Here is a 25,119-nt window from a genome sequence, read left to right on the forward strand (position 1 = left end):
ACAATTTTAAATTCCCCTTCACTTAATTGCATAATTTCCCAAATCTGCTCCAGATAAAATATCTAGCAAATCAAATTTCGCCTCGTCTTTAATATTTGGAGTCTTTACAATGTCTGAAACAGCTTTAGTCACACTTGTTCAAGATTTTGGTTAGCAAGATGAATACTTATTGATCAGGGAAGATATAAACTCATGAAAATCAGAAACTATTTAATTGTCATAGTTTTGGCTGTTGCGTTTGCTTTAAATGGGTTTGCGGCTCCAGCTTTGGCTGCTAATAATTACAGCTACATTGCACCCGAACCTATTGTGATGATTTTTCTAAATAATTTCAAATATTTAATGACTGATAGAGAGGCTAGACTCCAGACCATCATTCACTCAGCAGCAATTGAAGCTGGCATTACTGGATTAAATACTGCACAAATACCAGGTGATAGATTGGTAATTGGCGCAGTACAGATAAATATGGTCATTGAAATAGCAGCAGAATATGGTGAAGAAATAGACAAAAGTGCTGCTATAGCCATTACCCAAAGTGCTTTAGCAACCGCTATCGGTACACAAATTATAGATGGAATTGTAAGATGGATGCCAGGTTTAGGAAATTTAGTGCATATGGGCACAGCTTCCAGTGTTACAGAAACTATTGGATGGACTACTGTAGCTTATTTCAAGAATAGAGCATCTTGAAAAGGCTAGAGTGGCAAAACTTGCGAGGTCAGCAGAAATTAGAATAGGCTTCGGCTTGTGCTTTTAAGGATGCCCTGCGTCAGAGGATTTTTGAATTTCTCCAAGAAATGACATTGAAGAGTCACGTTAGTAATTACATACGCGATCGCACTTCCAATCCCTAAATACAGGAGATGCGATCGCATTTCTGGGTACAAGTTCAAAATACAACACTTTGCCTCAGTATTCAACCGCAAACCTGTAATCCTCAAGTAGCAATTATTGTTACAAAAAGATTAAACAGCTTTACAAGTATAAGTACCTTCTGGGATGATGTGAAATGATTATCTAGTATGCTGACAAATCAATTTACATCAGAACTATGGGTAAGTTAGTTGTCTTAGAGCTAGGAAAAGGGGATTTCGATCAGGGTTTTCCCGTTAAGTTGCGAATCGGGGAAGAAGGGCAGCAACCAAGTTCGGAAAAAGTGGCACAATTACTAGCGGATTGCGACATTGAAGCAAACTACATGGATTTGCAAAATCTCTATCGCAGTCTCAACGGTACAACTACGGGTGGTTGGAGGGGCGTAAAAATCGAGCGTAATAAGATAACACATACTCCCGTTGATGACAGGATAAAGAGATGTAAAAAAGCTAGTGAAGAATTCCAACGTCAGTTTAACGACTGGTTACAACAACCTATGTCTGGGTTTGGAAAGATAAGAGACGAGTTGTTACATAAACTAGATTCTAAGGAAGATATTAGAATTATTATTCAAGCTGATAACGATTCACCCCTGCAACGGTTACCTTGGAATTTATGGGATATTTTAGAAAAGTATAAAAAAACGGAAATAGTACTGAGTCCTAGAGATTACGAGCCTCCCACAGAAGTATACGAAGAAACTATAAGAGAAGTTAAGATACTGGCAATTTTTGGGGGTCGCCAAGGAATAGATATTGAAAAGGATGAACAGCAATTAAAAGATAAATTTCCTGATGCCACAATTGAATTTTTAAAAGAACCAACTAGCCAAGAACTTCTCCGAAAATTCAGGGAGCAGACGTGGAATATACTCTTTTTTGCTGGACATGGAAGGAAAGATAAAAATAATGCTAGTAAAGGCTATATCAGAATTAATGAGAAAGACAGTTTAAGTATTGAAGATTTAAAATACGCCCTCAAGAATGCCATTGAAAAAGGACTTGCTCTGGCAATTTTTAACTGTTGCAATGGTTTGGGATTAGCAGCAGAATTAAATAAATTGAATATTCCCCAAATGATTGTGATGCGGGAAGAGATTGATGATAAAGTGGCACATCGTTTTTTGGAATATTTTCTAGCTGGTTTTACTCAAGGTCAGCCATTAAATTTAGCAGTTCGAGAAGCGCGGGAACGTTTAAAAGACATTGAGCATGATTTTCCATGTGCTAGTTGGCAGCCTGTGATTTTTCAACATCCTAGTTGTAAACCACTAATTTTAGGGAAATTGGAGGAAAAAATTCAACCTCCTGCTGTTGAGTATCCCAAACTAAAAACTATTGCGATCGCAACTTTTTTGGTAGCTTCTTCTTTTTTAGGGATGCGTCATCTCGGTTGGTTGCAGCAGCTAGAATTGCCAGCTTACGACCATATGATGGAATTGCGTCCCGACGAACCAAAAGACAATCGTCTTTTGGTTGTTGAAGTTGATGCGGATGATATTCAATACGAACACGAACAGAAACAAGGGGATAAAAAATCTTCAATAACTGTTTCTACCCTCAAACAAGTTGTCGGAGAAATCCAAAAATATCAACCTAAGTTGATCGGTTTAGTTCAAGATTTAGACACACGCGAGAAAGAAGTATCCAAACAACAATTAGAAAAAATATTAGGAGAAAATCCTAATCTATACTTTTCATGCAACACTAGTAAAAAAATTCATGAAGGCGAAGAATTAGGACATTTACCTGCCACAGAGAATGCTTTCGGATTTAACGACGTTTCCAGAGATGATGATACAATTCTCCGTCGTTCTTTATTGGCTTTGGGTATAGAAGAATCCAGAAACCCTAGCTGTGAAATTCCTTATGCTTTTAGCTTGGTGTTAGCATTGAAATATCTAGAAGAAGCACAAGGATTAAATTATGAATCACTACCCAACGGAAAAATAAAAATAGGTAATTTGATTCTGCCAACTTTCCCAACTGAAGATAAACGTTTCCCAACCAAAGATAAACGTGTGGGAGGGTACCAAAGCTTTGATGCAGATGGATTGCAGATGCTGCTTAATTATCGTACCTCCAAAGATAGAATTACCAACTTAAGACGACTGGATGGAATTGCCGATCGCATCGCCATTAAATATTTTATCAACCCTTCTCAAAATCCCAGAAATGCAAATCAAATTGCAAATTTAGTCAAAAACCGTATCGTTCTTATCGGAGTTGTAGACAAGGAATTCGCCAAAAATAATAAACCCAACAGTAGACTTTTTCAAACTCCCTACCAACAAGAAATTACTCCTATTTGGCTTCACGCACAAATGATTAGCCAACTTCTCAGTGGGGTTATAGATAGCCGTCCGTTTCTAAAACCTTGGTTTGGTTGGGAAAATATTACTTGGATTTATGCTTTGTCTTGTGTTTGGTTTTTATTGGCAGGATTTATCATCTGGCGATTTCGGAGTGCGATCGCAGTTATTTTAATGACTGGTCTAGTCATAATCATTTTATATGGTTGCTGCTTCGCTTTATTCTATTGGCTAGGGCTTTGGGTTCCCTTCGTACCTCTTGCGTTGATATTATTAACTACAACTGGATTTCTAATTTTATATGTTTATTCTCAAAAAATCAGAAAAATCCAATTAAATATATCGACAGTGTATAAAAAATTAATTCACAATTGATAATTTTAAATAAATTACTAATTATAATTTCAAAATAAATTTATAATAATGGACTTAAAAAAATACAAATCTCCGCAATTTGCCTTGGCATTAATGCTATTTTTATTAATCGGATGCAATCACAATGAGGGAAGCATTATTTCACAATCGGAAGCAAAACTCCCTCAGAAACAAACTTCCCAACCCAAACCATCCCAACGTTTTAGAAAAACAAGAACACCACTCAAATTAGTACAAGATCCAAATATCAGCGCTCCTTCGAGACGGGAAGGAGGGGATACTCGCGATGCATCCTGTCCTAACGACATCAAGAAACCTCCTCTGACGTTTTTGATTCCCAAGGTAAATATGGGTTTAACAGTTAGCGATCACCCAACATTTTGGTTTTATTCACCCTACGCAGCGAACTCTCAAACTCCGGTGGTATTAAAAGTCATCGACTCGCAGGAAAAAGAAGTTTTCAAACAGGAATTCGAACTGGCAAACACACCCGGCGTTATTGGTCTGAAGTTACCTAAAAACGCACCAGCTTTAGAAAATAATAAAAGCTACGATGTGATTTTATCGATTAATTGTGCCTCGCGAATTGATGCGGTGCGCTTAAGAATTAAGCGAATACAACCAAATACGGAAGTGAGAAAGCAATTGCAGGCAAATAAAGGACGCGATCGCGCAATTGTTTTCGGGGAAAATGGTTTTTGGTTTGATATGCTGACGCAACTAATCGAACTACGTCGTCAAAATCCCCAGGATGAAGAATTGAAGATTGATTGGGAAGAACTTTTGAAATCGGATGAGGTTGATTTGGACAAGATTGTCCCAGAGTTGGTTGTTTTCTGCTGTAAATTTAAGTAGAACAGGACTTACGCAACTTGCACAGGCGATCGCTCAATTATAGGACATATGTATTACATAATAAACGCAACTGACTCGACGCGATCGCGAAGCGCTGATCGCCATTATTTGTATGTAAGTACTATAAAGGAGTAACTTACCCAGAGGGGCTTGCTAAAATTATTCAAGACTTACGCAACTGGCACAAATGGTAGGCAGGGCGCAGCCGTGGCACGCAGCATTTTAAATCAAAAGGGGCACATACGAATATCTGGGCATTTTAGTTGCCTACCTGCGTAATTAGAAAGCAAGTTATGCTTGATTTGATAAATAGTAAGACCTGTTTGATAGGCTAAACTCTTTAATCTTACCCAAACCAACATAGCACAAGCAATATGATTTCGTTGAAGGCGAAGTCCTGTAATAGAACTTTGATATGGGTTACACAAAAACGAGAATTATTCTCATGCAAAAAAGGTTGTCTTAAACAGCCTCTTTCTTCTGCTGTGTTTATAATTCGATGAAGTATAAAAGTTTTGGTACAAATGTCAGGAAAAATGTCAAAATGAAAACTTACATCGTTGTACACACCATGCTTTTTTATACTTAAACTGCCTTAAATTAATAAATTTAATTTATCGGTTAATCAAATTTATCAGCAATTAAATTATTAATTGAGTTGTGAGTTACTTTGATTCTTTATTGCTTCTTATTGAGAATAAGATTTCTACCTCTTTTTACCTCCAAATATCTTTTTATGTATTATTTTATTCTTTTTATGATTATTTATTTCCGTAATAACCGGTTGTGACAGTTTTGGGTGCGGAATGTGGGAATAAGTGAGCGGCAAATTTTGGGGACGCTGTTGACTTGGTTGCAGGATAAAACAAGTGCAGTGTTTGCGATCGCCACTCTCAATCGATTAGATGCCCTCAACAAAGGACGTAAATTAACAAAATCAAAGTAATTCAAACGCAAAGCTTCAACTGTTGCTCTACAGTCAAGGTAAAATCTGGCAAATGCTATTTCCTGTAATTATGCCCGACTCTATCCAACAAGAAGCCCAGCAAATCCTTGATACTCTTGCTTTCACTAGTTTCGAGCAATGTCATCCTCTCAGTCGCGATTTTTTAGACATACCTGCTAAAGTAGGCTTATACGCATTTCGACATTCCTCCGAAGGTTTACTCTACATCGGCAAAGCTAAAAATTTACGAGACAGGTTACGCGGGGGACACAAAGCCTTTCTCTGGGGCTGGCTTGACCGTTACAATCCAGAAGATGTACGGATTACCTTCGTCAGTCTCAACCAGTGGCAAAAACCAGGGTTATTATATGAATTAGAAACCCTTATTCTCCAAGCTAGCCATCCTCCTTACAACGTTAAAATTCCCAGAGAATTATGACTAAAACCATTAGCACCCAACACCTTTCCCCGGAAGCAATTAATCAGCTCGTTAACCACTTACCTGATTATATAAAAGCTGCACTCTTAAAAAAATCCACTGAACTTGAATGCTCGCTCGAAGCGACTATCGAAATGGCAATATCTAGTTTTCTAGATGAAGAAGCATTTAGCTTTGAGGATTGTCTACTTGCTCAACGTCTGAAAGATGGGAATGAATAAAATTATAGTTTCTCCGGCATCGATAAATATTTCATTGAAGTTCCTTAAGTTATAGTGAAATTATTTAGAAGTAGTCTTAGTAATGCCTGCCTCTGACGATTTATTAGCTATTATTGAGCGTGTTCTCGGTTACCAACATACTGAGGCAGATTTAGCATTATTGCGTCAGCCAATTAGCACCAGATCCATCCAAGGTACGGTACAAATTGGCAAGTATAACGTTAATATTGGGGAAGGGCAAGCGCTACTCTACAACTACCAGGGAAGGAATGAAGAAGCGGAGCCTCTTTATGAACAAGCTTTGCAGTTAAAACAACAGCTATTGGGAGACGATCATCCAGATGTTGCAGCCAGCTTGAACAATTTAGCTGGACTCTACGAATCTCAAGGAAAATATGAACAAGCAGAACCTCTTTACATCCAAGCATTGGAGATTGCTGATCGCACTTTGGGTATAAATCATCCAAATACAGTGACTTTTCGGAAAAACCTGGAATATTTACACACACAGATGCAAAACAGTGAGGGATAATTCTTAATTTTTAAGCAATCCGTCAAAGTATATAATTGCGTGTTTCAAAGTGAAGTGCGGAATGTATGTTATAAGGTGGGCAATGCCCACCCTACGAAATTTACAAATCGTCACACAGTGCATGTACTAAAGCATCTAAACCAGCTTGAGTGCTGAAATAGGTCAGATGGTCGCAAGCAGCATCTGGTGATATAATTCTTGGCTTAGGGTTTCGTTCTAGGCTGATACGTTTAATGCTTTCTAGGGTGACTGCGATATCGTTTGGTTGTTGGAGAAACACCTTATCTACGACACTATCTACAGCAGAGCCAAATAATTTCTGCATGAGTCGCTGTATTTGACTGGAGTTTTTTCCGGGTTCAACTTGTAATGCCTCTGGACGAATTGAGCGATCGCCAGCAATTATCGTGTACTGGATATTGGGGTCAATATTTTTGGCGATGCTTTGAATAAAATCGCTGTCCAGTTCCATCTGCTTTAAAGCATGATCGTTAGCTGCCAAAAATGCCACTAATCCAGCAATAATATTTACAGGCCAAGCAACCCTAGAAAGTTGATTTAACCCTATACCAAGAGCAGTAAAAGCCCAATCTTGTATTTTAGGCCAAGGAGAACCAGCGTTAGGCGTACCCAACATTACTAAGTGTTGGACAATGTGTTTTCCATCTTCTTGCTCAATAAAAGTACGAGCCACTAAACCGCCCATTGAATGAGCAACAATATCTAATTGTTTCCCGTTGTTTGCAGTTAAACCAACTTCCTCTAATCTTTGCTTAAGTAGTTTGGCGTTTTCTTGAATTGTCGTCTTTAGATTTTCGTAATCAAAAGCCAAAACTAAGTCATACTTATCTTGTAGAGTTTTCTGTTGTCCATTCTCTGTAGTTTTTGCCAAAACACTAGGAAGCAAGCCTTCTGTACTGCCGATAAAACCATGAATATAAAGCAGAATCTTATTGGCTGAGGCAATTTGTGTTTGAATTTCCTTAGTGTTGGCATTATACTTCACCCGTCCGCTGTCGGAGACGTTTGCAATTCTTAAAAGTGGGTAGTCAAATTTTACACCCAATTGCTTACCCCCACTTTCGTAAAATACTTTTTGAAAAAGTATTTTAATTGAACCTTGCAAACTGCGACTATTAACTGTTGGTTCGGGTAAACGTTCTATAGTAATTTGTGTCTTACCATTTATTGTCTCAGCTTTACCCAAAGGTAAGAAAAATTCTCCATCATAAGCTATGGGTAAGATATGTTCGTCTGATGATAATGGTTTATCAATCAATAATCTTATCGGGTTTTCCGAAGTTACACTTTTGTGATTTTGCACATCAGCAATTTCTAAAACGCGGAAGGAATCAAGGCTGCGAGTTATGTTAAATTCGTAGGGTTCAAATTGCTTCTTTCCGTCTCTTTGAAGACTAGTTTGGTCTTGTAAGAAAATAGGCGGTATTAAGTTACTGTTCACATCCCGACTAATTGGAGGTAAAGCGTTAAAACTAAATTTACCCTTAAAATCTAAATGTCCGTGTAACTCGACACCGGGTAGTAAATTAGTTGATTGAGACTCTTTTATTTCCACTCCACCAGGTGGTTTTAGCAGAGTAATTTTAACTTCTTGAGTCATCCAATTATCGATATATTCGTCGTCTTCTGACTCAGTTTCACGAGTATAAACGTTGTTCATCAAACGGTTGAGAGTACCAGATAAACCTGATGAGCGGTTTACTGGAGGTGGAGAATCTAATGCAGGTTGTTCTAGTAAACTTGGATTGAATTCTTTAGTACTGACAATTAGTTTTAAGATCGTATCATATTCAGTCACTCCACTTCCCAAATATTTTTTATTAATTGTTATCTTTAATTTTTTAGCATTAGTAATTTCAGATTTTTTAGGTATAAGTATACTGCTTCTTTCCTCAAAGAAGCCAGCATTTCCTATTAGGAAGCTCTGAGCTAATTCTAGGACTTGAAAATACAAGTCTTCCTCGCTATTATTCTTAATTTTGATTTCTACCCGTGGTGGTTCACACTTATTATCTTTCCAAGTATATTCTCCTCGCAGCGCAGAAGTTTCTGTTTTTGATGAATATTTGTTATCTCCTGAAGTGATAATCACTTCCATTTCCACATCACCAGTTTTAATTTGACTAGTTGGTGGTGTTTTCAATTCCAGAATATTCTTCCAACGTGCAATATGCTCTAAACGTTTGATTGTTGTGTTTGCTGCTTTTTGGGTATAACCTTGGTTATCGGGTACATCTGGAACTGGTGCTACTAATGCCTGTTTATCAGTAGGCTGCTTAATCCAGTACTGACTATTAATTGCCTCTATATAATAATCAGCATCAGTCAAGGATTGGGTCTCTCGAACAAATAAAGAAGGTTCACTAGCATTAGCTGTTGAAAGTTCTTTACGAGCTAGTTCAACAGCTTGAGCATCACCTTGAAAATATACCTTTAACTTGGGTAGTGGTACTGCGGTTACAATTGCCCAATAAGGTCGATCTTCAGATAATTTGCTGCTGTCACCGCTAATTTCAGCAATACTCACTTCTGTAAATACCTGAGTAAGCTTTGCTTTGCAAATAGCACTGTCAAATTCCCGTAACTTTTCTAGTTCAGTTCCTTGAGGAAAAATAGCTAAAAAAGTCTCACCATCAGATGTGGAACGAATACCATGTAAAAGACCGCCCTTAATTACCCAATTTTTATGAGTATTGCTATCATAGACAAAAGGAAAGTAATTTATAGGGTCTCCTACTGCACCTCCTAAGAAAGGTTGTATTGAGTCATCAGATATTGCTTCTATTTGGGGTGACTGGTCTTTAACTTTACCGGTTATCAAAGCATTAATATCTTGAACTAAATTCGTATAGGATAAACTACCATTTGTACGCTGTAGAGCTTCAGTTAAAAAATAAGAAAAAGCACCACGACGTTGACCATTTGAGTCTTTATACTCTTTCGCTGTTTGAATGTCACGACAAGCAGCAATTGCTACGTGTCTGGGTACCTGGTAACTATCGCTTAATCGATGACGTGCCCATTCTTCGGGAAAAATAAAATCTTTTAAATCTCTTACTGTTCCATCTGAATTTGTTTGACGTTCCACAACTTCTGGATCTCTTGTTGCAGTACCAGAGTGACAAGAATCCAAAATAATCAGGATGTGGGGGTTGTTTTTTGCTACTTGCTCTATTAAATAGCTTAATTCCTTATCTGCTAAATCTCGACCTTGTGGTGTACGGCTGTCATAGCAAACTAAAGTTTCAATTTTACCATCTCGTTCTTGGCTCCGAAAAACATCTGGCGCTTTTTCGTAGGAACCGTGACCCGCATAATAAAACAATACGACATCTTCGCTGCCAGCTTGGCATAGATGTTGCAAAAAGCCGTCGATAACCGCTTGACGTGTTGCTAAATCATTAGTTAGCTTCTTTTCAACTAATTCCCATTTTTTATCAGTAGCTATTCGCTGATGTAAGTATTTTTCTATTGCTACAATGTCATTGACGCAACCCTGAAGCGAATTCACCCCTCTCGATTGAGGATGGTAATTATCAATACCAACTAATAACGCATAAATTTTTTTGGTCACAGTTGTTCTCCTAGCTGAATGAATGGGTAATGAGATAGGCGACACCCACGGCTCGTGTACCATCCCTGTCGCAACGCTTGTGGGCGTGTGAGGAGTTGTAAAGCAATGGCTGAACCGGCAGATATTATGATCTATCCTTAGATACATCTTGAGCCTGCCGTTTTTCGGAATATAACTTGATCACCTATAGAGATCGTTTTTCCTCCTTCAGAAGCTGGTAGCCGCGTATTGATTGCTAATCTGTAGAAGTGGTTAAATCGTGAACGCTGTGCCCATTCGGGTAAAGTTGCTTGCCGTTGTGCCACAAAAGTTTTTTGGAAGTTTGGATAAACCTCTCCAGTCTGGGAATCACGAGTAATTACCACACAGCGCTGGCAAGGATTGATACCCATAAACTTTACCTCTCCAATCTGGAAATTAACCGTTTCTTCTGGTTCTGCAAAAAGCCGATCTTCCCAGAAAGCAGGGACACCTGAAATTTCGATGTTGGCGCGAAAACGTGAGCGAATTTCTTCAACGTCAAGTCCGGGGTACCAGGAGGCGATCGCTTCTAGTGTTGCTGTGCTGATGATGGTTGGACCAGGAGATACGGTATCATCTGGAAAGCCCGTGTCGACATTTTGTTTTATTTCTACTGCAAAACCAAAGTATTCACCAAGCCACTCTTCAAGTGCTTCCCGATCTTTTTCAATATGAAATATGTGTGTACTATCTGTTCCCTGAGCCTGCAGAGCAACAGTATTGGTTTCAATCTCGAACTTAGAGCGTAAGGCATGAACTCGAGCATCAAGCTTACCATTTACGAATTGACCAGATTTGTTAAAGATAGCAAACTCGCGGTCATGTTTCAAAGCACCACTTCTAAGAACATTTATGTTCTCAACGCAAACTCCATCTAAAGATTTAATTGGATAAATTAATAATCTTGAAACTGTAGGAATCACATCAGTCATAAGTAACTCATGAGACATTCATTTATTATCCTTATTTGATTTCCTCCGTTGTTAGGTGCTAGCCGCCCAAAGCAGAGAGACATCATATATTACCCTGAATATGTGTGATCGCCACAATTAGCGCATCCAACATAACTTCATAGCTTTCATCCGCAGAACGGTTAAGTGTCATCAATTCCGACTGTTCTCTCATAATAAAACCATAAATTGCCGCATTAACCATTCGCATCACATCAATTAAGGCATTATCATTCAATTCGTATAGTTGTAGCGACTTCTGGAACAACTGCAAGGACTCTTGGATAATTTCTGCCTCTTCTGCATCAGTAGGTCTCATTTGATACTGCATCATTACAGCGTATCTGGAGGGATGCGATCGCGCAAAGTTTCGGGTTGCGATCGCTGCTGTACGGAATAAATCGCGAGGTTCTGTAATCCCAATAGTTTGTTGTTTGCACTCCACCAAATAGCTACGCCAAATAGCCAAAGCCACAGATCGTCGCAATCCTGTGTTTCCATCAACATGCTTGTAGATCCCAGGAGGTTTAATCCCCAATTCCCGTGCTACCCGATTTACACCTAAAGCAGTTTCTCCTTCTTTATCTAAGCACGCGATCGCAGCATTAATCACATCCTGCTGTGTTAACGATTTTTCTTTAACTGGACGACCCATAGAAGGATTCGTAATTAACTAATCAAATTAGTTAACACAATTAACTAAAAGTGAATATAATTAACTTTATCACAAATCGAAAATTCGATGATGACTAACTTAACCTTTGCAAATGCTCATCAATTAGCCCAGATGATTCGAGAGAGGGAAGTTTCGTCTGTGGAAGTTCTCGATGCTTACCTAGCTCAAATCGCCAAACATAACTCCAGATTGAATGCCATTTGCACCTTGGATGAAGGTCATGCTCGCAGTAGAGCCAAGCTTGCAGATGAAGCTTTGGCGAGGGGAGAGAATTGGGGTGCTTTACATGGCGTTCCTATCACGATTAAAGATATTTTTGAAACAGAAGGACTACGTACTACTGCGGGATATATTCCCCTTAAAGATTATGTTCCGCAACAAGATGCTACTGCGGTTGCTAGATTACGAGCTGCAGGAGCAGTAATTGTGGGAAAAACAAATATGGCAGAATTGGCGGGTGATTATCAAAGTACCAATTCCCTCTTCCCAAGGGTGAATAATCCTTGGAATATTGAATACACGCCGGGCGGTAGTTCTGGAGGTAGCGCTGCTGCGGTTGCATCTGGTTTTTCAGCGTTAGATTTAGGTAACGATTTCGCGGGTTCGGTACGTCAGCCAGCTCATTTCTGCGGCGTATACGGTTTAAAACCAACTGATCGCCGTATTTCCACAGCGGGAACAATTCCAGAGGTACCAGTAATGCCAATCTGTCTGCGACAAATGATGACTGTGGGTTGTTTTGCCCGTTCTTTGGAAGATATCCGACTGTGTTTTTCATTAATTGCAGGTGCGGATATTCGTCGTCCAGATGTACCGCCCATTCCTCTCGATACACCTTCAGGTAAGTCTTGGCAAAATCTCAAAATAGCTTGGATTGATCAATGGACAGAGGTTCCCGTGAGTAGGGAAACAAAAACGGCAATGAATGCGATCGCTAATAAATTAGCCCAAACAGGTGCGCAAATTGAACGTTGGCTTCCCCAGAACTTTGATATTTCCTATATCATTAACCTCTATTCTCGGATGGCAGCATACGTCAACAATTATGCCCAACCGAAGGATAGATACAATATTCGTCGGAGTTTAGAGTTAATATTTCGAACTGCAACCCAAGGTGACAAACAATTACGAAAATTGGGAGACTTCAGCCGATTTTTACCTGAGTTATTAAATCCCAGCCTCAGGGGATATTTTGAAGCACTTACAGAACGCGATCGCGTAACCGTTCAAATGGATCAAGCATTAGAACCCTGGGATGTATGGCTCGTTCCCGTTGCAGCTACCACTGCGTTTACCCATCGCCCAGCTTGGAGTGCAGTTGAGATTGACGGTAAACTTTATCCTCACGGGATTGCTAACGGAGCATACACAATGCCATTTAATCTTAGCGGACACCCTGCGATCGTAATTCCTATTGGTCAGACTCACAATGGTTTACCAATGGGAATGCAAATTGTAGGTAAGCGATGGAGAGAGATGGAAATGTTAGCAATTGCTCAAAAGATTGATAATATAATCGGGGGATTCAAAAATCCATCAAGTTACGAACTAGCCAGGAACCAAGAATGAATTACGCACTAGTATTTTTTCCAGAAGTGCGCGACGAATTAGATGAGGCATATAATTGGAATGAAAGCCAACAATTAGGACGAGAGGATAAATTTTATTTGCCTTCTTCCTGAATCATGTCAAGATAAGCAAAATTAAAAGAATATGAATATTCAACTCAAACCTGAACAAGAAAAACTAATTCAATCGCAAATTGAAAGTGGTAAATATAATTCACCCGAGGAAATAGTGGATGTAGCGTTTAGATTATTTGAAAAATTGCATTCGGAATATACGGATTGGGTAGAAGAAACACGACAAAAAGTTGATCTTGCAGTTGCAGAACTAGAACGTGGTGAAGGGTTAGACGGTGAGACTGTCGTAATGGAGATACTCGATAGATTCAAGAAAGCTCGTCAAGAAAAAGAATGAGTAATTACATTATTTCACCATCGGCAAGCAGGGATTTAAATCAGATTGCAGACTACTTTCTGGACGTTAATCTTGAAGCTGGGGAAAAACTTTTTCGAGAATTCAATAAAAAGTGTCATAATCTAGCCAAATTTCCTAATATGGGACGTAGTTATGCTCATATTAGAGCTGATTTACGTGGCTTACCCTTAGATAAATATATCATTTTGTATAAAGATATTGATGATGGTATTGAAATTTTACGAATAATTAGCGGTCGTCAAGATTTAGAATCTTTATTTGCTGATGAGTAAGCATACGGGATACGCCGCTTAGACTGTTAATGCACTCCTGACACCTTAAATTGCTGTTGGAGTCGAGTTTGCAAATCTACAATCAGATTCTCTCCACTTCGTCTGGCTTCCCAGACACCAAAGCATCTAGGGTTTATAGTCCACTTTCCCTGTATATAATTTTCGTCTTCTGAAAGTGTGCCTATGTATTTAACTGGATGAGGTGATGTTATTAAATAGCATTTAGTAAAGTTGATACTACGCCCAATTACTTCACCACTGACTGAAGCTTCTCCTAAATAGTTATCATCCAAAATAGAACCACTTAAACTATTCTTGCTCTGAACGAAAGTTGCCTCAAAGCGAGTTGGGGTTCCACTTTGCCAGTAAGTTCCCAACCAATCACCATTTAAATCTGCCATAGTACATATTCCCAAACAATTTTTTCCGGATTTTTCAAAAATTCTGACTCCTGACTCCTGTATTCTTTCTACTAACACTTCCCAATTAACTCCCTAACTTGCCTGACTATTAAAGGATGTGGATCATTTTGTAATTGGGGTAGAAGTTGTTGTAGAACATTCGGTGAAGCTACACTTAAGTACGAAATTGCTGCTTCTCGTACAAAGCCTGTAGGATGACGTAGAGTTGCTAAAATTTGCTCGCTTGGTAGTCGAATATGGGCAACTTGAGCAAAATGAAAACAGCACGCAATTCCCCAATCAGAAAGTGACTCTCTCTGCTTTACTAAATTTCGGGTGCGATCGCCTATCCTCAGCGGTTGATATTTCGCGATACCTTTTTCGATAAGTTTTTGTAACTTTTCGCGGGGTGGGCGCTGATCTAGAATATTCAGCAACACTGACTTGCTTTGCAAATTAACAGTATGTTCTAAAATTTCTAATCCTCGTGCTAAGTTTACCCCTGATTGAGAGCGGAGATTAAGCGCTGCTGCTTGAATCTTGTCTTGAGGATAAAGGAGCTTCAATAAAAGCAAAAATCGCTCTTTAACATCAATTTCAACTTCTAGAAGTGCGCGTTGCAATAACTGACAGACAATATTAAACCTCTCTCCTGATTGGTAATTTTCTGCTTGAAGCTCTGTATAAGCGGCATAGATCTCACTCAAGAAGTAGAATTCTTGTTTAATTAATGCTTCTACTTTACTATGCAATTGATCTACCAAACTGGTTACTTCCTCATATTGACGTTTTTGAAGTAAAGTACGAAGAATATGATCTCTAGTTGTACCCCTAAAACTTTCCAAGTTGAACCACAAAGTATCTATTGCTTCTAGAGTGGGAATTTGACCAATGGTACGCCAAGCATACATCCTTACAACTTGCGGTTTGTAAATATTGGTAGCTAATTTCGTGAGCCTTGGTAAAATTTCATTCTCCAGTCCTGCTAGTACACCCATAGCTGTCATTCGAGTTGACTTGTAATAAAGCCCTCTAATAAGTGCTGAATAGTATTCCTCCAAATGATTTGCACCAATCATTTCCAATACTGCGCACCGTACTCGTAAAGACTCATCTTGTAACAAATTTGGTATGTGAATCCGTAGCGCCTGCAAATAAACTGCGTCTGTTAAAGCTTTAACTGCATTGACTCTTTCCCGTTCTTGTTTGTGAGTCAGCATTCGCCGTAAAATTTGCATTGCACCAGATGACTGCATTGGTGTTCCTCGACGCAATAGTAAGGCGGCAGCGGTAGCACGGATAAGTGAGTTTTGAGGCTGTTTGAGGTACTTTTCTAATTGCCCTAAATCTGGATTTTGTTCAAAAAGCCATATATAACGTATGGCTAAAGCAAAAACCTCCGGCGTCAAGGTGAATTGCTGCTGTTCTAACAAAGTCCGAACTTCAGGGAAATAAGCGGGATTTGCGCCTTTAGTTAACATCACCTCTAAACTAGTTTGCTGTAAAGAAGGCGGTAATTTAATGAGTAGAGGTGCTAAAAATTCTCCTACGCCCTTGGGATCAATTTCAGCCAACATCTGAATAGAAGAACGTTGCTCAGCCTCATTGCCTTTTTCACCAAGAGTTTTGATAACAGCTTGTTTGAATGCTCGTAAATCAACTTCTTTTGCATTCAACTTACCCTGTCCTGCACTTAAGACTAATAAGTTAACATAGCGTGTTTGTATTAACCAAACTATTCCTGTACATATCAAACCCAGAATTGCAGTTTCTATAAGCAATAGAAAATTTGGAAACGGCCTAAAAAACCATAAAGTAACTAAAATAACTGCACCAGCTATCCCTGCACCGATGGCTTCTGCAACACCTCCAGATAATGTCTGTACATAGCTGCGAATTTTTTCTGGGATTGGATGAAATAGTAATGGTCTGCTACTAGCGACAAAGGTGTAACGTAACAACTCATCTAAAAATTTGAGAATGACTAGACCCCACAATAATCCCTGCAATTGATTTGTGGAAAATAAACCTAATAAAGGAGTTGTTAATGCTAATAAGATAAATACACTAGCAGGTAAAGCAGTAATCGTTACAAATACGCCGAACCGTTCAAGTACTCGGCTGGAGATCATCCATTGCATTCCCAGTTCACACACACCTGCAATTCCACCAAATAAACCTAAAAAGCTGGCAATATCTTTGTCGTTAAAATTGGTCTCTAGCTTAGTCAGATACTGAAAATCTATTAACACTCCTAGCACTTGTAGGAAAGCAAAAAACACAAACAACAATAATGCATAGTGCTTTAATAAGGGATTTAAAAGTTGGCGTCTTGGCTGAAGATGCTGCACCTGTGAAATCTTTTTGTGTGGAGCATTGGGAAAAACTTGTTTATAGTCGTTACTTAAATGCCAGAGAATGATTGCTCCTAGTGCTATGAACACACTAGAAATTGGCATAATAACCTTATTAAGTCCCACAAATTGCACAAGAATTGGTAAGCTAAAACCGCTAATAATGTCAGCTAGCAACATACCGCTGCTAATTAGTGGGTAGGCGCGTTTAATCTCACGAATATTAAAGAGTTGATTGGCGACAATTGAGGTATTGAGATCGTTGACGACATAAAAGGCGTCTACCCACAGCCGTAATAGAAAGATTGTAATGACTGTCCACTGTGAAACTTGGGTTCCCCAACTTAATAAAACTAATGGGACGAACATCGCTGGCGCGATCGCGACTATCACCTGACGTAGGGGCAAAACTTTTTGCAGCCAAGAATATAAGAAAACTAACAATGCTCCAATGACTGCATTGGCAATATAAATTAATGGGAGAAATTTAGCGCCGTATTGATCCAAAAACAGCGCCACTGTACTATCTTCAGACCAACGTAACCCTATAGACGTGAAAGTATAAAAAGCGAACATTAATAAAGTGCGATCGCTTTCCTCTGGTCGAAGATTTACCCACTGTAGTAGTCGTGATAGAGTCCCTCTGTTTCCAGTAGACCAGTGTTTTTTAAGTTCCATAAGCTGGAGTAGTCACCCTTTGGCTGAAAGATTTGGTCGAGTACTAGTCCCCTAGAAATGGTAAAAATCCTGAGTAACTGAGTATTTATTATTGTTCCCACCCAGCACTCAAAATTATTGAGTCTTGCAATTCTTCTTAAGGTGGAATACTCGATAAATAAGTCGAGGCTAATATTTACAGCTATGTTAAGAAATTTTAATGTAGGGGAGGCAGTTTGCGGTAAGCTATATTTGAGATGTATCAAACGCTTGCTGACCCTAAAACATCTTGTTGTATGGATATCACAGCTACGTTAAACCAGATAATGTCCTTAAACGTTGAAGACCGGATTCTCTTAGTACAAGCAATCTGGGATAGTATTGCGACTGAGCAAGCATATCCCGAACTAACCGATCAGCAAAAGCAAGAACTTGATCGCCGAATCACTGATAGCCAAGCTAATCCTGATAATGTAATGACATGGCAAGAGATTAGAGCTTCTATCCGCAATCAAGAATGAATTACGCATTAGTATTTCGTCCAGAAGTACGCGACGAATTAGATGAGGTATATAATTGGTATGAAAGCCAACAATTAGGACTAGGCGATCAATTTTTAGACTGCATTGACGAGACGCTAAATTTTATTTGCCTTCTTCCTGAATCCTATCCTGTTGTTTACCGCGATGTTAGACGAGCAGTTGTGAAACGTTTCCCTTATGCTGTCTACTACCGGATTATTTCGAGTCGAGTAATTGTTACAGCAGTTTTCCACGGTAGCAGAAATCCAAAAGGATGGCAGAAACGGAGCTAAGGGCAAAGTACTAAACCTAATAGAAAGATTGCAACGACTGTCCGCTGTGAAACTTGGATTCCCCAACTTAATAAAACCAATGGGACGAACATCGCTGGCGCGATCGCCACTATCACCTGACTTAAGAGAAAAGCTTTTTGCAACCAAGAATAGAAAAAACTAACAATGCTCCATAAAAAGCGAACATTAGTAGAGTGCGATCGCTTTCCTCTGGTCGAAGATTGACCCACTGTAGTAGTCGTGATAGAGCCCCTCTGTTTCCAGTAGACCAGTGTTTTTTTAGTTCCATAAGCTGGAGTAGTCACCCTTTGGCTGAAAAGTTTGGTCGAGTGCTAGTCCCCTAGAAATGGTAAAAATCCTGAGTAACTGAGTATTTTTTATTGTTCCCACTCAGCACTCAGGATTATTGATTTTGAGAAAATTCTTTAAAGAAGGAGTCAGGAGTCAGAATTCAGGAGGGTTTCCTCGCTAGGAATTTGGGATTTACTGACATTCCTAAAATAAATACCACACTTTACTAGAACGCTAAAGTGTGGTACTATTGTTTTAATAAGCTCAGATTTTGTTTGCAACTCCTACTTTTTAGGAGAGATGAGCATCATCATATTTCTCCCCTCTTTCTTAGGTGCTTGTTGAACTTCCCCAACAGCCTCTAAGTCCGATGCCATCCTTTTGAGCAACTCTTCTGCTAAGTCACTGTGTTGAATTTCTCGACCACGGAACATCACAGTCGCTTTGACTTTATCACCATCTTTAAGAAAGCGCTCAGCTTGCTTAACACGCACGTTATAGTCGTGTTCTTCTATCTTGTAGCGCATTTTGACTTCTTTTACATCGGCTGTGTGCTGTTTTTTGCGGGCTTCACGCGCTTTCTTTTCTTGTTCAAACTTGTATTTCCCATAATCCATGATTCGACAAACCGGTGGGTCAGCCTTATCGCTAAGCAGCACAAGATCCAGCTCTTTTTCTTCAGCTAGTTGGAGTGCTTCCTGCGGGGTTATGATCCCCAGCTGGCTACCGTCAGTGTCAATAACCCGAATTTTTGGGAAGCGAATTCGTTCGTTTATTTGGGGGAGATCTCGACTTCTTTTTTTCTCAATCACAGACATTATGATTTGTGGGAGCTCTTTGTTAAGAATTTGGCTTGATCTAGAATGGCACACCTCAGCAAAAAAATAGTTAAATCGCTGAGGAGATAAAATAAAGGAGCCTCTATATTCTAGAGTAGCTAATTCTTGACACTCTCCGGGCTAAATACACGGAGATTCTTAAGACTTCATCAGCCTTAACATTCCTATCTCTAGATGTCCTAGGACTGACCACATGCGTCAAAGAGGGCGTTGCCAAAAGTCCGTCTCCTGGTGGAGACGCTACGTATCGACGCAGATCCTCCAAGCGAGGCACGGGTATCTCCTTCGGATTGCTCATATGATAGCACATGAATCAACTACCGTGCCTGATAAGGGCAGGGGATATAGAAACCCCTCCCCTAATTGACTTTACTAATGCTCTAGCAATAGAAATTACTCTGGAATAAATTTTAAAGCAACACCGTTGATGCAGTAACGTTTTCCAGTAGGTGCGGGACCGTCGTCAAACACATGACCCAGATGTCCGCCGCAACGGCTGCAATGCACTTCTGTTCTCGTCATAAAAAAGGATTTATCTACAGATGAGCCGATCGCTCCTTCTACCGGAGTGTAAAAACTAGGCCATCCTGTACCACTGTTAAATTTTGTTTCTGACGTAAAAAGTTTCTGCCCACAAGCAGCGCATTCATAACTACCTTCACCATAATTCTTATCCAGTGGGCTAGTACAAGCGCGTTCTGTGCCGTGTTCACGCATCACTTTGTACTGTTCTGGCGTCAAAATTTCGCGCCACTCTTGCTCGGTCTTATTAATTTCAAACTCTTTCTTTGAAGTTGTCATATAGCCTCTATTTTTAAAGTGCCGATACTTAACCACCAGCTAGTCAGTGAATTGGCTCAACTACTAGGATGAACGAAAACACTCGTACTTCGCAAACAGTTTTCCGAACATTTCAATCGCTATTACCGAACTATTGAAGAAGGAGTCAGAAGACAGAATTCAGGAGTCAGGAGTTAGAAGTCAGAATCAATTACTGACAAAGAGATTTTGTTAAGCAGCAATAAGCATCTTCCTAAGAGTGAATTATATATCATGTAAATGCTCTTTAAAATGTAACAAAAACTACAAAATTCAATTTTTTCAAAGAAAAGAAGTTACGCTAGGGATACATATCCGGGGAGCGGAGATACCGCCAGAAAAATTTTATGATGTCAACTTCCTTGTTACCGCTAGAGAATGCTTCTCCAGCGCACATTTGTCCATTTGATCAAGCCTGTAGTTATCTGGAGGAAGCAGCGCGTGAATTAAAGCTTGATGGAAGTATTGTAGAGATACTGAGCAAGCCACGCAAAGTTGTCACAGTCTCGATTCCAGTAAAACGAGATAACGGTGAAGTGCAAGTCTTTGCCGGACACCGTGTACAGCACTGCGATATTTTAGGTCCCTATAAAGGTGGCATTCGTTACCATCCGAGTGTGACGTTGCGAGAGGTATCATCTTTAGCAATGCTAATGACCTGGAAATGTGCGCTGTTAGGTATTCCTTACGGTGGTGCAAAAGGAGGTATTGCTATAGATCCAAAACTTTACAGTGTTGGCGAACTAGAGCGTATGACTCGTCGCTACATCAGTGAATTGATTAAAGATATTGGTCCGTCAGTGGACATTCCAGCACCAGATATGGGTACGTCTGCACGTGAAATGGCTTGGATGATGGATACCTACTCAGTAAATATGGGTCATGCCGTTCCAGGAGTTGTAACTGGTAAGCCTATTTCGATTGGTGGTTCACGAGGACGAGAAATGGCAACTGGACGCGGTGTATTCATCATCGTCCGTGAGGCGCTTGCTGATTTAGGCAAATCTCTCAAGGGAACGCGAGTCGCAATTCAGGGTTTCGGGAATGTAGGAAGTGCGGCGGCTTTATTACTGTACGAAGCAGGAGCGAAAGTAATAGCAGTATCGACAGGCTCTGGTGGAGTCTTTTGTGAGGCTGGTTTAGATATTCTTGCTTTGAAAGCTTATGCTGCACATAATCATAGGAGTGTTGTTGGTTTCCCTAATGCTGAACCAATTAGTAATGCTGAACTGCTAACTTTACCCTGCGATGTACTTATTCCAGCAGCTTTAGAAAACCAGATCACAGAGGAAAATGTGAATCAGGTACAAGCCAATATTATTGCTGAAGCGGCTAATGGTCCAATCAATCTCCAGGCAAATAAAGCTCTAGAAGCTCGAGGTGTGACAGTGCTGCCAGATATTTTGGCTAACGCTGGTGGTGTTGTCGTTAGTTATCTTGAGTGGGTGCAGGGACTTTCGTATGTATTTTGGGATGAGGAGCGTGTCAATAGGGAATTGGAACAGTTGATGGTACAAGCTTACCGTCAGGTGATCCAACAGTCGAAGGTACGGCAAATTTCAATAAGGCTTGCAGCTTACACTTTAGGTGTTGGTCGTGTGGCTCAAGCTCTTCTCGACAGAGGCTTGTATCCTTAAATTTTCTTTGAAAGCGGCGCTCGAATCCATTCGGTTGTGGGTGCAGGTTGTACGCAACCCCGCAGCCTAGGCACAAGGCATTGGAAATTTCTTCCCCATGCCCCATGCCCAAAAACTCCACCCACAAAGGGTGGAGTTTTTCAATTAGTCAAGGGGGGTTTTTGTCTGGTAGTAGACGGTTCCTCCCGAGTTAGGGACGTAATGACAATGATTTTTAGAGTGCCAGAAAGCTTTGAAAATAGGCTGATCCGATTTTCGGTAGTAATCTCCTAAAATTGGCTTAATCGCTTCGGTTGCTGTCTTCAAATGGTAGTGAGGAATATTGAGAAAAATGTGATGAGCGACGTGGGTACCGATGTTGTGGTGGATGGGATTGATGAATCCATAATCGCGATCAATGGTAGATAGAGCACCTTTGAGAAAATACCAATCTTTCCCACGGTACCAAGGAATATCTAACTCTGTATGGTGTAAAAAAGTCACTAAGTCTAGCCAGATGACAAAAACAATGTAGGGTACCAAATAGTATTTCAACAGCCATAACCAGCCCCATTGATAAGTCAGGAAACTCAGTAAAGTCACCATCAGTATCCAGCAGATGCTACTGGTGATCACATCCCATTTCTCTGAAGGACGAAATAGGGGACTACTGGGCAGAAAATGAGAACCCCCTCCCCCTTCTCGTTCAGGTGAACGTGTAAACAGATAGATAGGGTAGGCAATGAGCATGGGTAACTCAAAGCGAAGCAATTTTTCATACCAGGTCATTTTCTCATAGATCGATTGTTTGACTGGATACCAGCTTTCATCATGTTCGAGACTGGCTGTATTGTTATGGTGGGTGCGATGACTGATGCGCCAACCGTGGAAAGGAACGAGCAAGGGGGTATGGGCAAGATGACCGACCAAATCGTTGAGCCAAGTGTATTTGGAAAAGGAACGGTGTCCACAGTCATGTCCGACGACAAATAATGCCCAGAACATCGTTCCCTGCATTAACCAAAAAATAGGCCAAAAAAACCAAGAGTCTAGCGCGTGGGCGATCGCATAGAGTCCACTAATGATTCCTACATCAATAAAAAAGTAGGCAAGAGATTTACTCACACAAGGTGCAAAGCAGTAGCTAGGAATCGCTTCTTTTAAATCTTTAAGGGTAAAGGGAAGTTCTGGTGTAGTCTGAGGGGGTTCAAACCTCTGATTTTGAGTTAGATCAATCGACATTTTATTTATAGCTACTACCGCCAACTGGAATAAAAAGACAAGATTCTTAACATACCATTAATGGTGGCAGCTATGTTAACTTTATTGCAGCGCAGAAAAAAAGCTCCTGCTTTAACACAGGAGCTTCGTTATAACATCAGTGATGAAAGAAATCTAAAAAAAGAATTCAGAAGTAAGAATTCAGGAGTCAGAATCAAGATGATGGGGATTTAAACCACAAGACGAGTCAGCTGGTTGCTCTCGGGTAATTCTGAATTCTGATTCCTGTCTCCTGAGTTCTTTTGTTAAAACTTAGTCAAGTTCCTTCATGAACAATACTGGTTCGGTTTCGCGATCGATACCTTTCTCAAAACCACCAGCCGCAGCACGAGCGCGTCCAGCATGCCACAGGTGACCAATGAGGAAGAAGAAACCTAACACGAAGTGAGAAGTTGCTAACCACGCACGAGGAGATACGTAGTTGAAGGAGTTGATTTCAGTAGCCACGCCACCAACGGAGTTCAGAGAACCTAGAGGAGCGTGAGTCATGTATTCAGCAGCGCGACGAGCTTGCCAAGGCTGAATATCGTTCTTGATTTTATCCAAGTCAAGACCGTTAGGACCACGTAGAGGCTCTAACCAAGGACCACGGAAATCCCAGAAGCGCATGGTTTCACCACCGAAGATAATTTCACCGGTAGGAGAACGCATCAAGTATTTACCTAAGCCTGTTGGACCTTGAGCAGAACCAACGTTAGCACCTAAGCGTTGGTCACGGATTAAGAAGGTTAAAGCTTGAGCTTGAGAAGCTTCAGGACCAGTAGGACCATAGAATTCGCTTGGGTAAGCGGTATTGTTAAACCACACCATTACAGAGGCGATAAAGCCCATCATAGACAAAGCGCCTAAGCTGTAAGACAGGTAAGCTTCACCAGACCAAATGAAAGCACGACGTGCCCAACCAAAAGGCTTGGTGAGGATGTGGAAAATACCACCACTAATACAAATCAAGGCAAGCCAAATGTGACCACCGATGATATCTTCTAGGTTATCTACACTGATGATCCATCCTTCGCCACCGAAGGGAGCTTTCACCAAATAACCAAAGATTACGGCTGGGTTGAGCGTCGGGTTAGTGATAACACGAACATCACCACCACCAGGTGCCCAGGTATCATATACACCACCAAAGAACATTGCTTTGAGTACCAACAATAAGGCTCCAGATCCCAAGATGATCAGGTGGAACCCGATGATGGTTGTCATTTTGTTCTTGTCTTTCCAGTCGTAACCAAAGAATGAGGAATACTCTTCTAAGGTTTCTGGTCCACGAACTGCGTGATATATACCACCAAAGCCGAGTACAGCTGAGGAAATTAAGTGCAGTACACCGACGACAAAGTATGGGAAGGTGTCAATAACTTCACCACCAGGACCAACGCCCCATCCCAAAGTAGCAAGGTGAGGTAGGAGGATCAAGCCTTGCTCATACATGGGCTTTTCAGGAATGAAGTGAGCGACTTCAAATAAAGTCATCGCTCCAGCCCAGAATACAATCAAACCAGCATGGGCAACGTGAGCACCCAGTAGTTTACCGGAAAGGTTTATCAAACGGGCGTTACCAGCCCACCAAGCAAAGCCGGTGGAGTCTTGGTCGCGACCCCCCAAATTTATGGATCTATTAGAGAGCGTTACCACGTGGTAGTACCTCTTCAGGGAATACAAATTGTTCGTGAGGCTGATCTTGAGGAGCCATCCAAGCGCGGATGCCCTCGTTCAGTAAAATGTTCTTTGTATAGAAAGTTTCAAACTCTGGGTCTTCTGCTGCTCGCAATTCTTGCGATACGAAGTCGTAAGCCCGCAGGTTCAGCGCTAATCCCACAATCCCAACTGCGCTCATCCACAAGCCTGTAACTGGTACAAACAACATGAAGAAGTGTAACCAGCGCTTGTTGGAGAAGGCAATACCGAAGATCTGTGACCAGAAACGGTTTGCGGTCACCATTGAGTAGGTTTCTTCCGCTTGGGTTGGGT

21 protein-coding genes and 5 pseudogenes are annotated in these 25,119 nt (G+C 40.5%); 14 read left to right on the forward strand and 12 right to left on the reverse strand.

Annotation, left to right across the window (positions count from 1 at the left end; translation table 11 throughout):
- The first annotated feature begins 192 nt into the window (after nt 1–192).
- The 3 genes from G4P69_RS25460 (at nt 193) to G4P69_RS25470 (ending at nt 4,420) form a co-directional block, all read left to right on the forward strand.
- A complete protein-coding gene (locus G4P69_RS25460) occupies nt 193–693 on the forward strand; it encodes a hypothetical protein (RefSeq protein WP_208352061.1) in 501 nt (166 codons plus the stop codon).
- 361 nt (nt 694–1,054) lie between these two features.
- Complete coding sequence (locus tag G4P69_RS25465) at nt 1,055–3,565, forward strand: CHASE2 domain-containing protein (protein WP_208352068.1); 2,511 nt, start codon at nt 1,055–1,057, stop codon at nt 3,563–3,565.
- A 48-nt stretch (nt 3,566–3,613) separates the two neighbouring features.
- Nucleotides 3,614–4,420, forward strand: coding sequence for a DUF928 domain-containing protein (locus G4P69_RS25470; protein ID WP_208352071.1), 807 nt, complete (start codon nt 3,614–3,616; stop codon nt 4,418–4,420).
- Between the two features lie 227 nt (nt 4,421–4,647).
- Here G4P69_RS25470 and G4P69_RS40900 read toward each other — a convergent pair.
- Nucleotides 4,648–4,812 (reverse strand): annotated as a pseudogene (locus G4P69_RS40900) (IS701 family transposase); the annotation flags it as partial.
- Between the two features lie 416 nt (nt 4,813–5,228).
- On the opposite strand from G4P69_RS40900, the gene G4P69_RS25475 reads away from it, so the two are divergent.
- The 5 genes and pseudogenes from G4P69_RS25475 to G4P69_RS40910 form a co-directional block, all read left to right on the forward strand.
- Nucleotides 5,229–5,366 (forward strand): P-loop NTPase family protein, encoded by a 138-nt coding sequence (locus tag G4P69_RS25475; protein WP_208352089.1) that lies wholly within the window; start codon nt 5,229–5,231, stop codon nt 5,364–5,366.
- A gap of 52 nt (nt 5,367–5,418) precedes the next feature.
- Nucleotides 5,419–5,805, forward strand: a complete 387-nt coding sequence (locus G4P69_RS25480) for a GIY-YIG nuclease family protein (RefSeq protein ID WP_243903056.1) — start codon at nt 5,419–5,421, stop codon at nt 5,803–5,805.
- Nucleotides 5,802–6,026: a hypothetical protein gene (locus tag G4P69_RS25485; protein WP_208352072.1), complete on the forward strand. Its 225-nt coding sequence runs from the start codon at nt 5,802–5,804 to the stop codon at nt 6,024–6,026. Before G4P69_RS25480 ends, G4P69_RS25485 begins: the two co-directional genes overlap by 4 nt.
- An 82-nt stretch (nt 6,027–6,108) precedes the next feature.
- Nucleotides 6,109–6,258 (forward strand): annotated as a pseudogene (locus G4P69_RS40905) (ATP-binding protein); the annotation flags it as partial.
- A 9-nt stretch (nt 6,259–6,267) separates the two neighbouring features.
- A pseudogene (locus G4P69_RS40910) lies at nt 6,268–6,558 on the forward strand (tetratricopeptide repeat protein); the annotation flags it as partial.
- A gap of 100 nt (nt 6,559–6,658) precedes the next feature.
- Here the strand turns inward: G4P69_RS40910 and G4P69_RS25495 are convergent.
- From G4P69_RS25495 to G4P69_RS25505, 3 genes are all read right to left on the reverse strand, one after another.
- Nucleotides 6,659–10,153: a DUF7379 domain-containing protein gene (locus G4P69_RS25495; protein WP_208352079.1), complete on the reverse strand. Its 3,495-nt coding sequence runs from the start codon at nt 10,151–10,153 to the stop codon at nt 6,659–6,661.
- Nucleotides 10,154–10,290: 137 nt separating this feature from the next.
- Nucleotides 10,291–11,106 (reverse strand): MOSC domain-containing protein, encoded by an 816-nt coding sequence (locus G4P69_RS25500; RefSeq protein WP_208346688.1) that lies wholly within the window; start codon nt 11,104–11,106, stop codon nt 10,291–10,293.
- Between the two features lie 82 nt (nt 11,107–11,188).
- The gene (locus G4P69_RS25505) at nt 11,189–11,779 is read right to left on the reverse strand and encodes a TetR/AcrR family transcriptional regulator (RefSeq protein ID WP_208352083.1); all 591 of its coding nucleotides are present in this window, start codon (nt 11,777–11,779) and stop codon (nt 11,189–11,191) included.
- Between the two features lie 90 nt (nt 11,780–11,869).
- Between G4P69_RS25505 and G4P69_RS25510 the strand changes: the two genes are divergently transcribed.
- The 3 genes from G4P69_RS25510 (at nt 11,870) to G4P69_RS25520 (ending at nt 14,073) form a co-directional block, all read left to right on the forward strand.
- Nucleotides 11,870–13,369: an amidase gene (locus tag G4P69_RS25510; protein WP_208342918.1), complete on the forward strand. Its 1,500-nt coding sequence runs from the start codon at nt 11,870–11,872 to the stop codon at nt 13,367–13,369.
- Between the two features lie 144 nt (nt 13,370–13,513).
- Complete coding sequence (locus G4P69_RS25515) at nt 13,514–13,780, forward strand: ribbon-helix-helix domain-containing protein (RefSeq protein ID WP_208342891.1); 267 nt, start codon at nt 13,514–13,516, stop codon at nt 13,778–13,780.
- The gene (locus G4P69_RS25520) at nt 13,777–14,073 is read left to right on the forward strand and encodes a type II toxin-antitoxin system RelE/ParE family toxin (RefSeq protein ID WP_208342892.1); all 297 of its coding nucleotides are present in this window, start codon (nt 13,777–13,779) and stop codon (nt 14,071–14,073) included. Before G4P69_RS25515 ends, G4P69_RS25520 begins: the two co-directional genes overlap by 4 nt.
- 26 nt (nt 14,074–14,099) lie before the next feature.
- Here the strand turns inward: G4P69_RS25520 and G4P69_RS25525 are convergent, their stop codons facing one another.
- Both G4P69_RS25525 and G4P69_RS25530 read right to left on the reverse strand, forming a co-directional pair.
- Nucleotides 14,100–14,474 carry a hypothetical protein gene (locus G4P69_RS25525; protein WP_208342893.1) on the reverse strand — a complete coding sequence of 125 codons (375 nt, stop codon included), beginning with the start codon at nt 14,472–14,474 and terminating at the stop codon, nt 14,100–14,102.
- Between the two features lie 71 nt (nt 14,475–14,545).
- Complete coding sequence (locus tag G4P69_RS25530; protein ID WP_208342894.1) at nt 14,546–17,506, reverse strand: MFS transporter; 2,961 nt, start codon at nt 17,504–17,506, stop codon at nt 14,546–14,548.
- 275 nt (nt 17,507–17,781) lie between these two features.
- Here G4P69_RS25530 and G4P69_RS25535 point away from each other — a divergent pair, with 275 nt between their 5' ends.
- Both G4P69_RS25535 and G4P69_RS25540 read left to right on the forward strand, forming a co-directional pair.
- Nucleotides 17,782–18,006: an addiction module protein gene (locus G4P69_RS25535; RefSeq protein WP_208342895.1), complete on the forward strand. Its 225-nt coding sequence runs from the start codon at nt 17,782–17,784 to the stop codon at nt 18,004–18,006.
- A complete protein-coding gene (locus tag G4P69_RS25540) occupies nt 18,003–18,299 on the forward strand; it encodes a type II toxin-antitoxin system RelE/ParE family toxin (protein ID WP_208342896.1) in 297 nt (98 codons plus the stop codon). Before G4P69_RS25535 ends, G4P69_RS25540 begins: the two co-directional genes overlap by 4 nt.
- An 11-nt stretch (nt 18,300–18,310) precedes the next feature.
- Here the strand turns inward: G4P69_RS25540 and G4P69_RS25545 are convergent.
- The 3 genes and pseudogenes from G4P69_RS25545 to msrB all read right to left on the reverse strand — a co-directional run.
- Nucleotides 18,311–18,588 (reverse strand): annotated as a pseudogene (locus G4P69_RS25545) (hypothetical protein); the annotation flags it as partial.
- 286 nt (nt 18,589–18,874) lie between these two features.
- A complete protein-coding gene (infC, locus tag G4P69_RS25550; protein WP_208342899.1) occupies nt 18,875–19,408 on the reverse strand; it encodes a translation initiation factor IF-3 in 534 nt (177 codons plus the stop codon).
- A gap of 414 nt (nt 19,409–19,822) precedes the next feature.
- Entirely contained in the window at nt 19,823–20,230 is a 408-nt protein-coding gene (msrB, locus tag G4P69_RS25555) for a peptide-methionine (R)-S-oxide reductase MsrB (RefSeq protein WP_208342900.1), read from the reverse strand.
- A 365-nt stretch (nt 20,231–20,595) separates the two neighbouring features.
- Between msrB and G4P69_RS25560 the strand changes: the two genes are divergently transcribed.
- The gene (locus tag G4P69_RS25560) at nt 20,596–21,885 is read left to right on the forward strand and encodes a Glu/Leu/Phe/Val family dehydrogenase (protein WP_208342901.1); all 1,290 of its coding nucleotides are present in this window, start codon (nt 20,596–20,598) and stop codon (nt 21,883–21,885) included.
- Between the two features lie 144 nt (nt 21,886–22,029).
- On the opposite strand, the gene G4P69_RS25565 is transcribed toward G4P69_RS25560, so the two are convergent.
- The 3 genes and pseudogenes from G4P69_RS25565 to G4P69_RS25575 all read right to left on the reverse strand — a co-directional run.
- Entirely contained in the window at nt 22,030–23,106 is a 1,077-nt protein-coding gene (locus tag G4P69_RS25565; RefSeq protein ID WP_208342902.1) for a fatty acid desaturase, read from the reverse strand.
- Between the two features lie 291 nt (nt 23,107–23,397).
- Nucleotides 23,398–24,783 (reverse strand): photosystem II reaction center protein CP43, encoded by a 1,386-nt coding sequence (gene psbC, locus G4P69_RS25570; RefSeq protein WP_208342908.1) that lies wholly within the window; start codon nt 24,781–24,783, stop codon nt 23,398–23,400.
- A pseudogene (locus tag G4P69_RS25575) lies at nt 24,767–25,119 on the reverse strand (photosystem II D2 protein (photosystem q(a) protein)); the annotation flags it as partial. The gene psbC and the pseudogene G4P69_RS25575, both read right to left, overlap by 17 nt.

Source organism: Aetokthonos hydrillicola CCALA 1050, from assembly GCF_017591665.1.
Classification (GTDB): Bacteria; Cyanobacteriota; Cyanobacteriia; order Cyanobacteriales; family Nostocaceae; genus Aetokthonos; species Aetokthonos hydrillicola.

What these genes read in the sequence shown, in the direction of transcription:
- G4P69_RS25460 (WP_208352061.1), top strand. Translation starts at nt 193, where the DNA reads ATGAAAATCAGAAACTATTTAATTGTCATAGTTTTGGCTGTTGCGTTT.
- G4P69_RS25465 (WP_208352068.1), top strand. Translation starts at nt 1,055, where the DNA reads ATGGGTAAGTTAGTTGTCTTAGAGCTAGGAAAAGGGGATTTCGATCAG.
- G4P69_RS25470 (WP_208352071.1), top strand. Translation starts at nt 3,614, where the DNA reads ATGGACTTAAAAAAATACAAATCTCCGCAATTTGCCTTGGCATTAATG.
- G4P69_RS25480 (WP_243903056.1), top strand. Translation starts at nt 5,419, where the DNA reads ATGCTATTTCCTGTAATTATGCCCGACTCTATCCAACAAGAAGCCCAG.
- G4P69_RS25485 (WP_208352072.1), top strand. Translation starts at nt 5,802, where the DNA reads ATGACTAAAACCATTAGCACCCAACACCTTTCCCCGGAAGCAATTAAT.
- G4P69_RS25500 (WP_208346688.1), bottom strand. Translation starts at nt 11,106, where the DNA reads ATGACTGATGTGATTCCTACAGTTTCAAGATTATTAATTTATCCAATT.
- G4P69_RS25505 (WP_208352083.1), bottom strand. Translation starts at nt 11,779, where the DNA reads ATGGGTCGTCCAGTTAAAGAAAAATCGTTAACACAGCAGGATGTGATT.
- G4P69_RS25510 (WP_208342918.1), top strand. Translation starts at nt 11,870, where the DNA reads ATGACTAACTTAACCTTTGCAAATGCTCATCAATTAGCCCAGATGATT.
- G4P69_RS25515 (WP_208342891.1), top strand. Translation starts at nt 13,514, where the DNA reads ATGAATATTCAACTCAAACCTGAACAAGAAAAACTAATTCAATCGCAA.
- G4P69_RS25520 (WP_208342892.1), top strand. Translation starts at nt 13,777, where the DNA reads ATGAGTAATTACATTATTTCACCATCGGCAAGCAGGGATTTAAATCAG.
- G4P69_RS25525 (WP_208342893.1), bottom strand. Translation starts at nt 14,474, where the DNA reads ATGGCAGATTTAAATGGTGATTGGTTGGGAACTTACTGGCAAAGTGGA.
- G4P69_RS25530 (WP_208342894.1), bottom strand. Translation starts at nt 17,506, where the DNA reads ATGGAACTTAAAAAACACTGGTCTACTGGAAACAGAGGGACTCTATCA.
- G4P69_RS25535 (WP_208342895.1), top strand. Translation starts at nt 17,782, where the DNA reads ATGGATATCACAGCTACGTTAAACCAGATAATGTCCTTAAACGTTGAA.
- G4P69_RS25540 (WP_208342896.1), top strand. Translation starts at nt 18,003, where the DNA reads ATGAATTACGCATTAGTATTTCGTCCAGAAGTACGCGACGAATTAGAT.
- infC (WP_208342899.1), bottom strand. Translation starts at nt 19,408, where the DNA reads ATGTCTGTGATTGAGAAAAAAAGAAGTCGAGATCTCCCCCAAATAAAC.
- msrB (WP_208342900.1), bottom strand. Translation starts at nt 20,230, where the DNA reads ATGACAACTTCAAAGAAAGAGTTTGAAATTAATAAGACCGAGCAAGAG.
- G4P69_RS25560 (WP_208342901.1), top strand. Translation starts at nt 20,596, where the DNA reads ATGATGTCAACTTCCTTGTTACCGCTAGAGAATGCTTCTCCAGCGCAC.
- G4P69_RS25565 (WP_208342902.1), bottom strand. Translation starts at nt 23,106, where the DNA reads ATGTCGATTGATCTAACTCAAAATCAGAGGTTTGAACCCCCTCAGACT.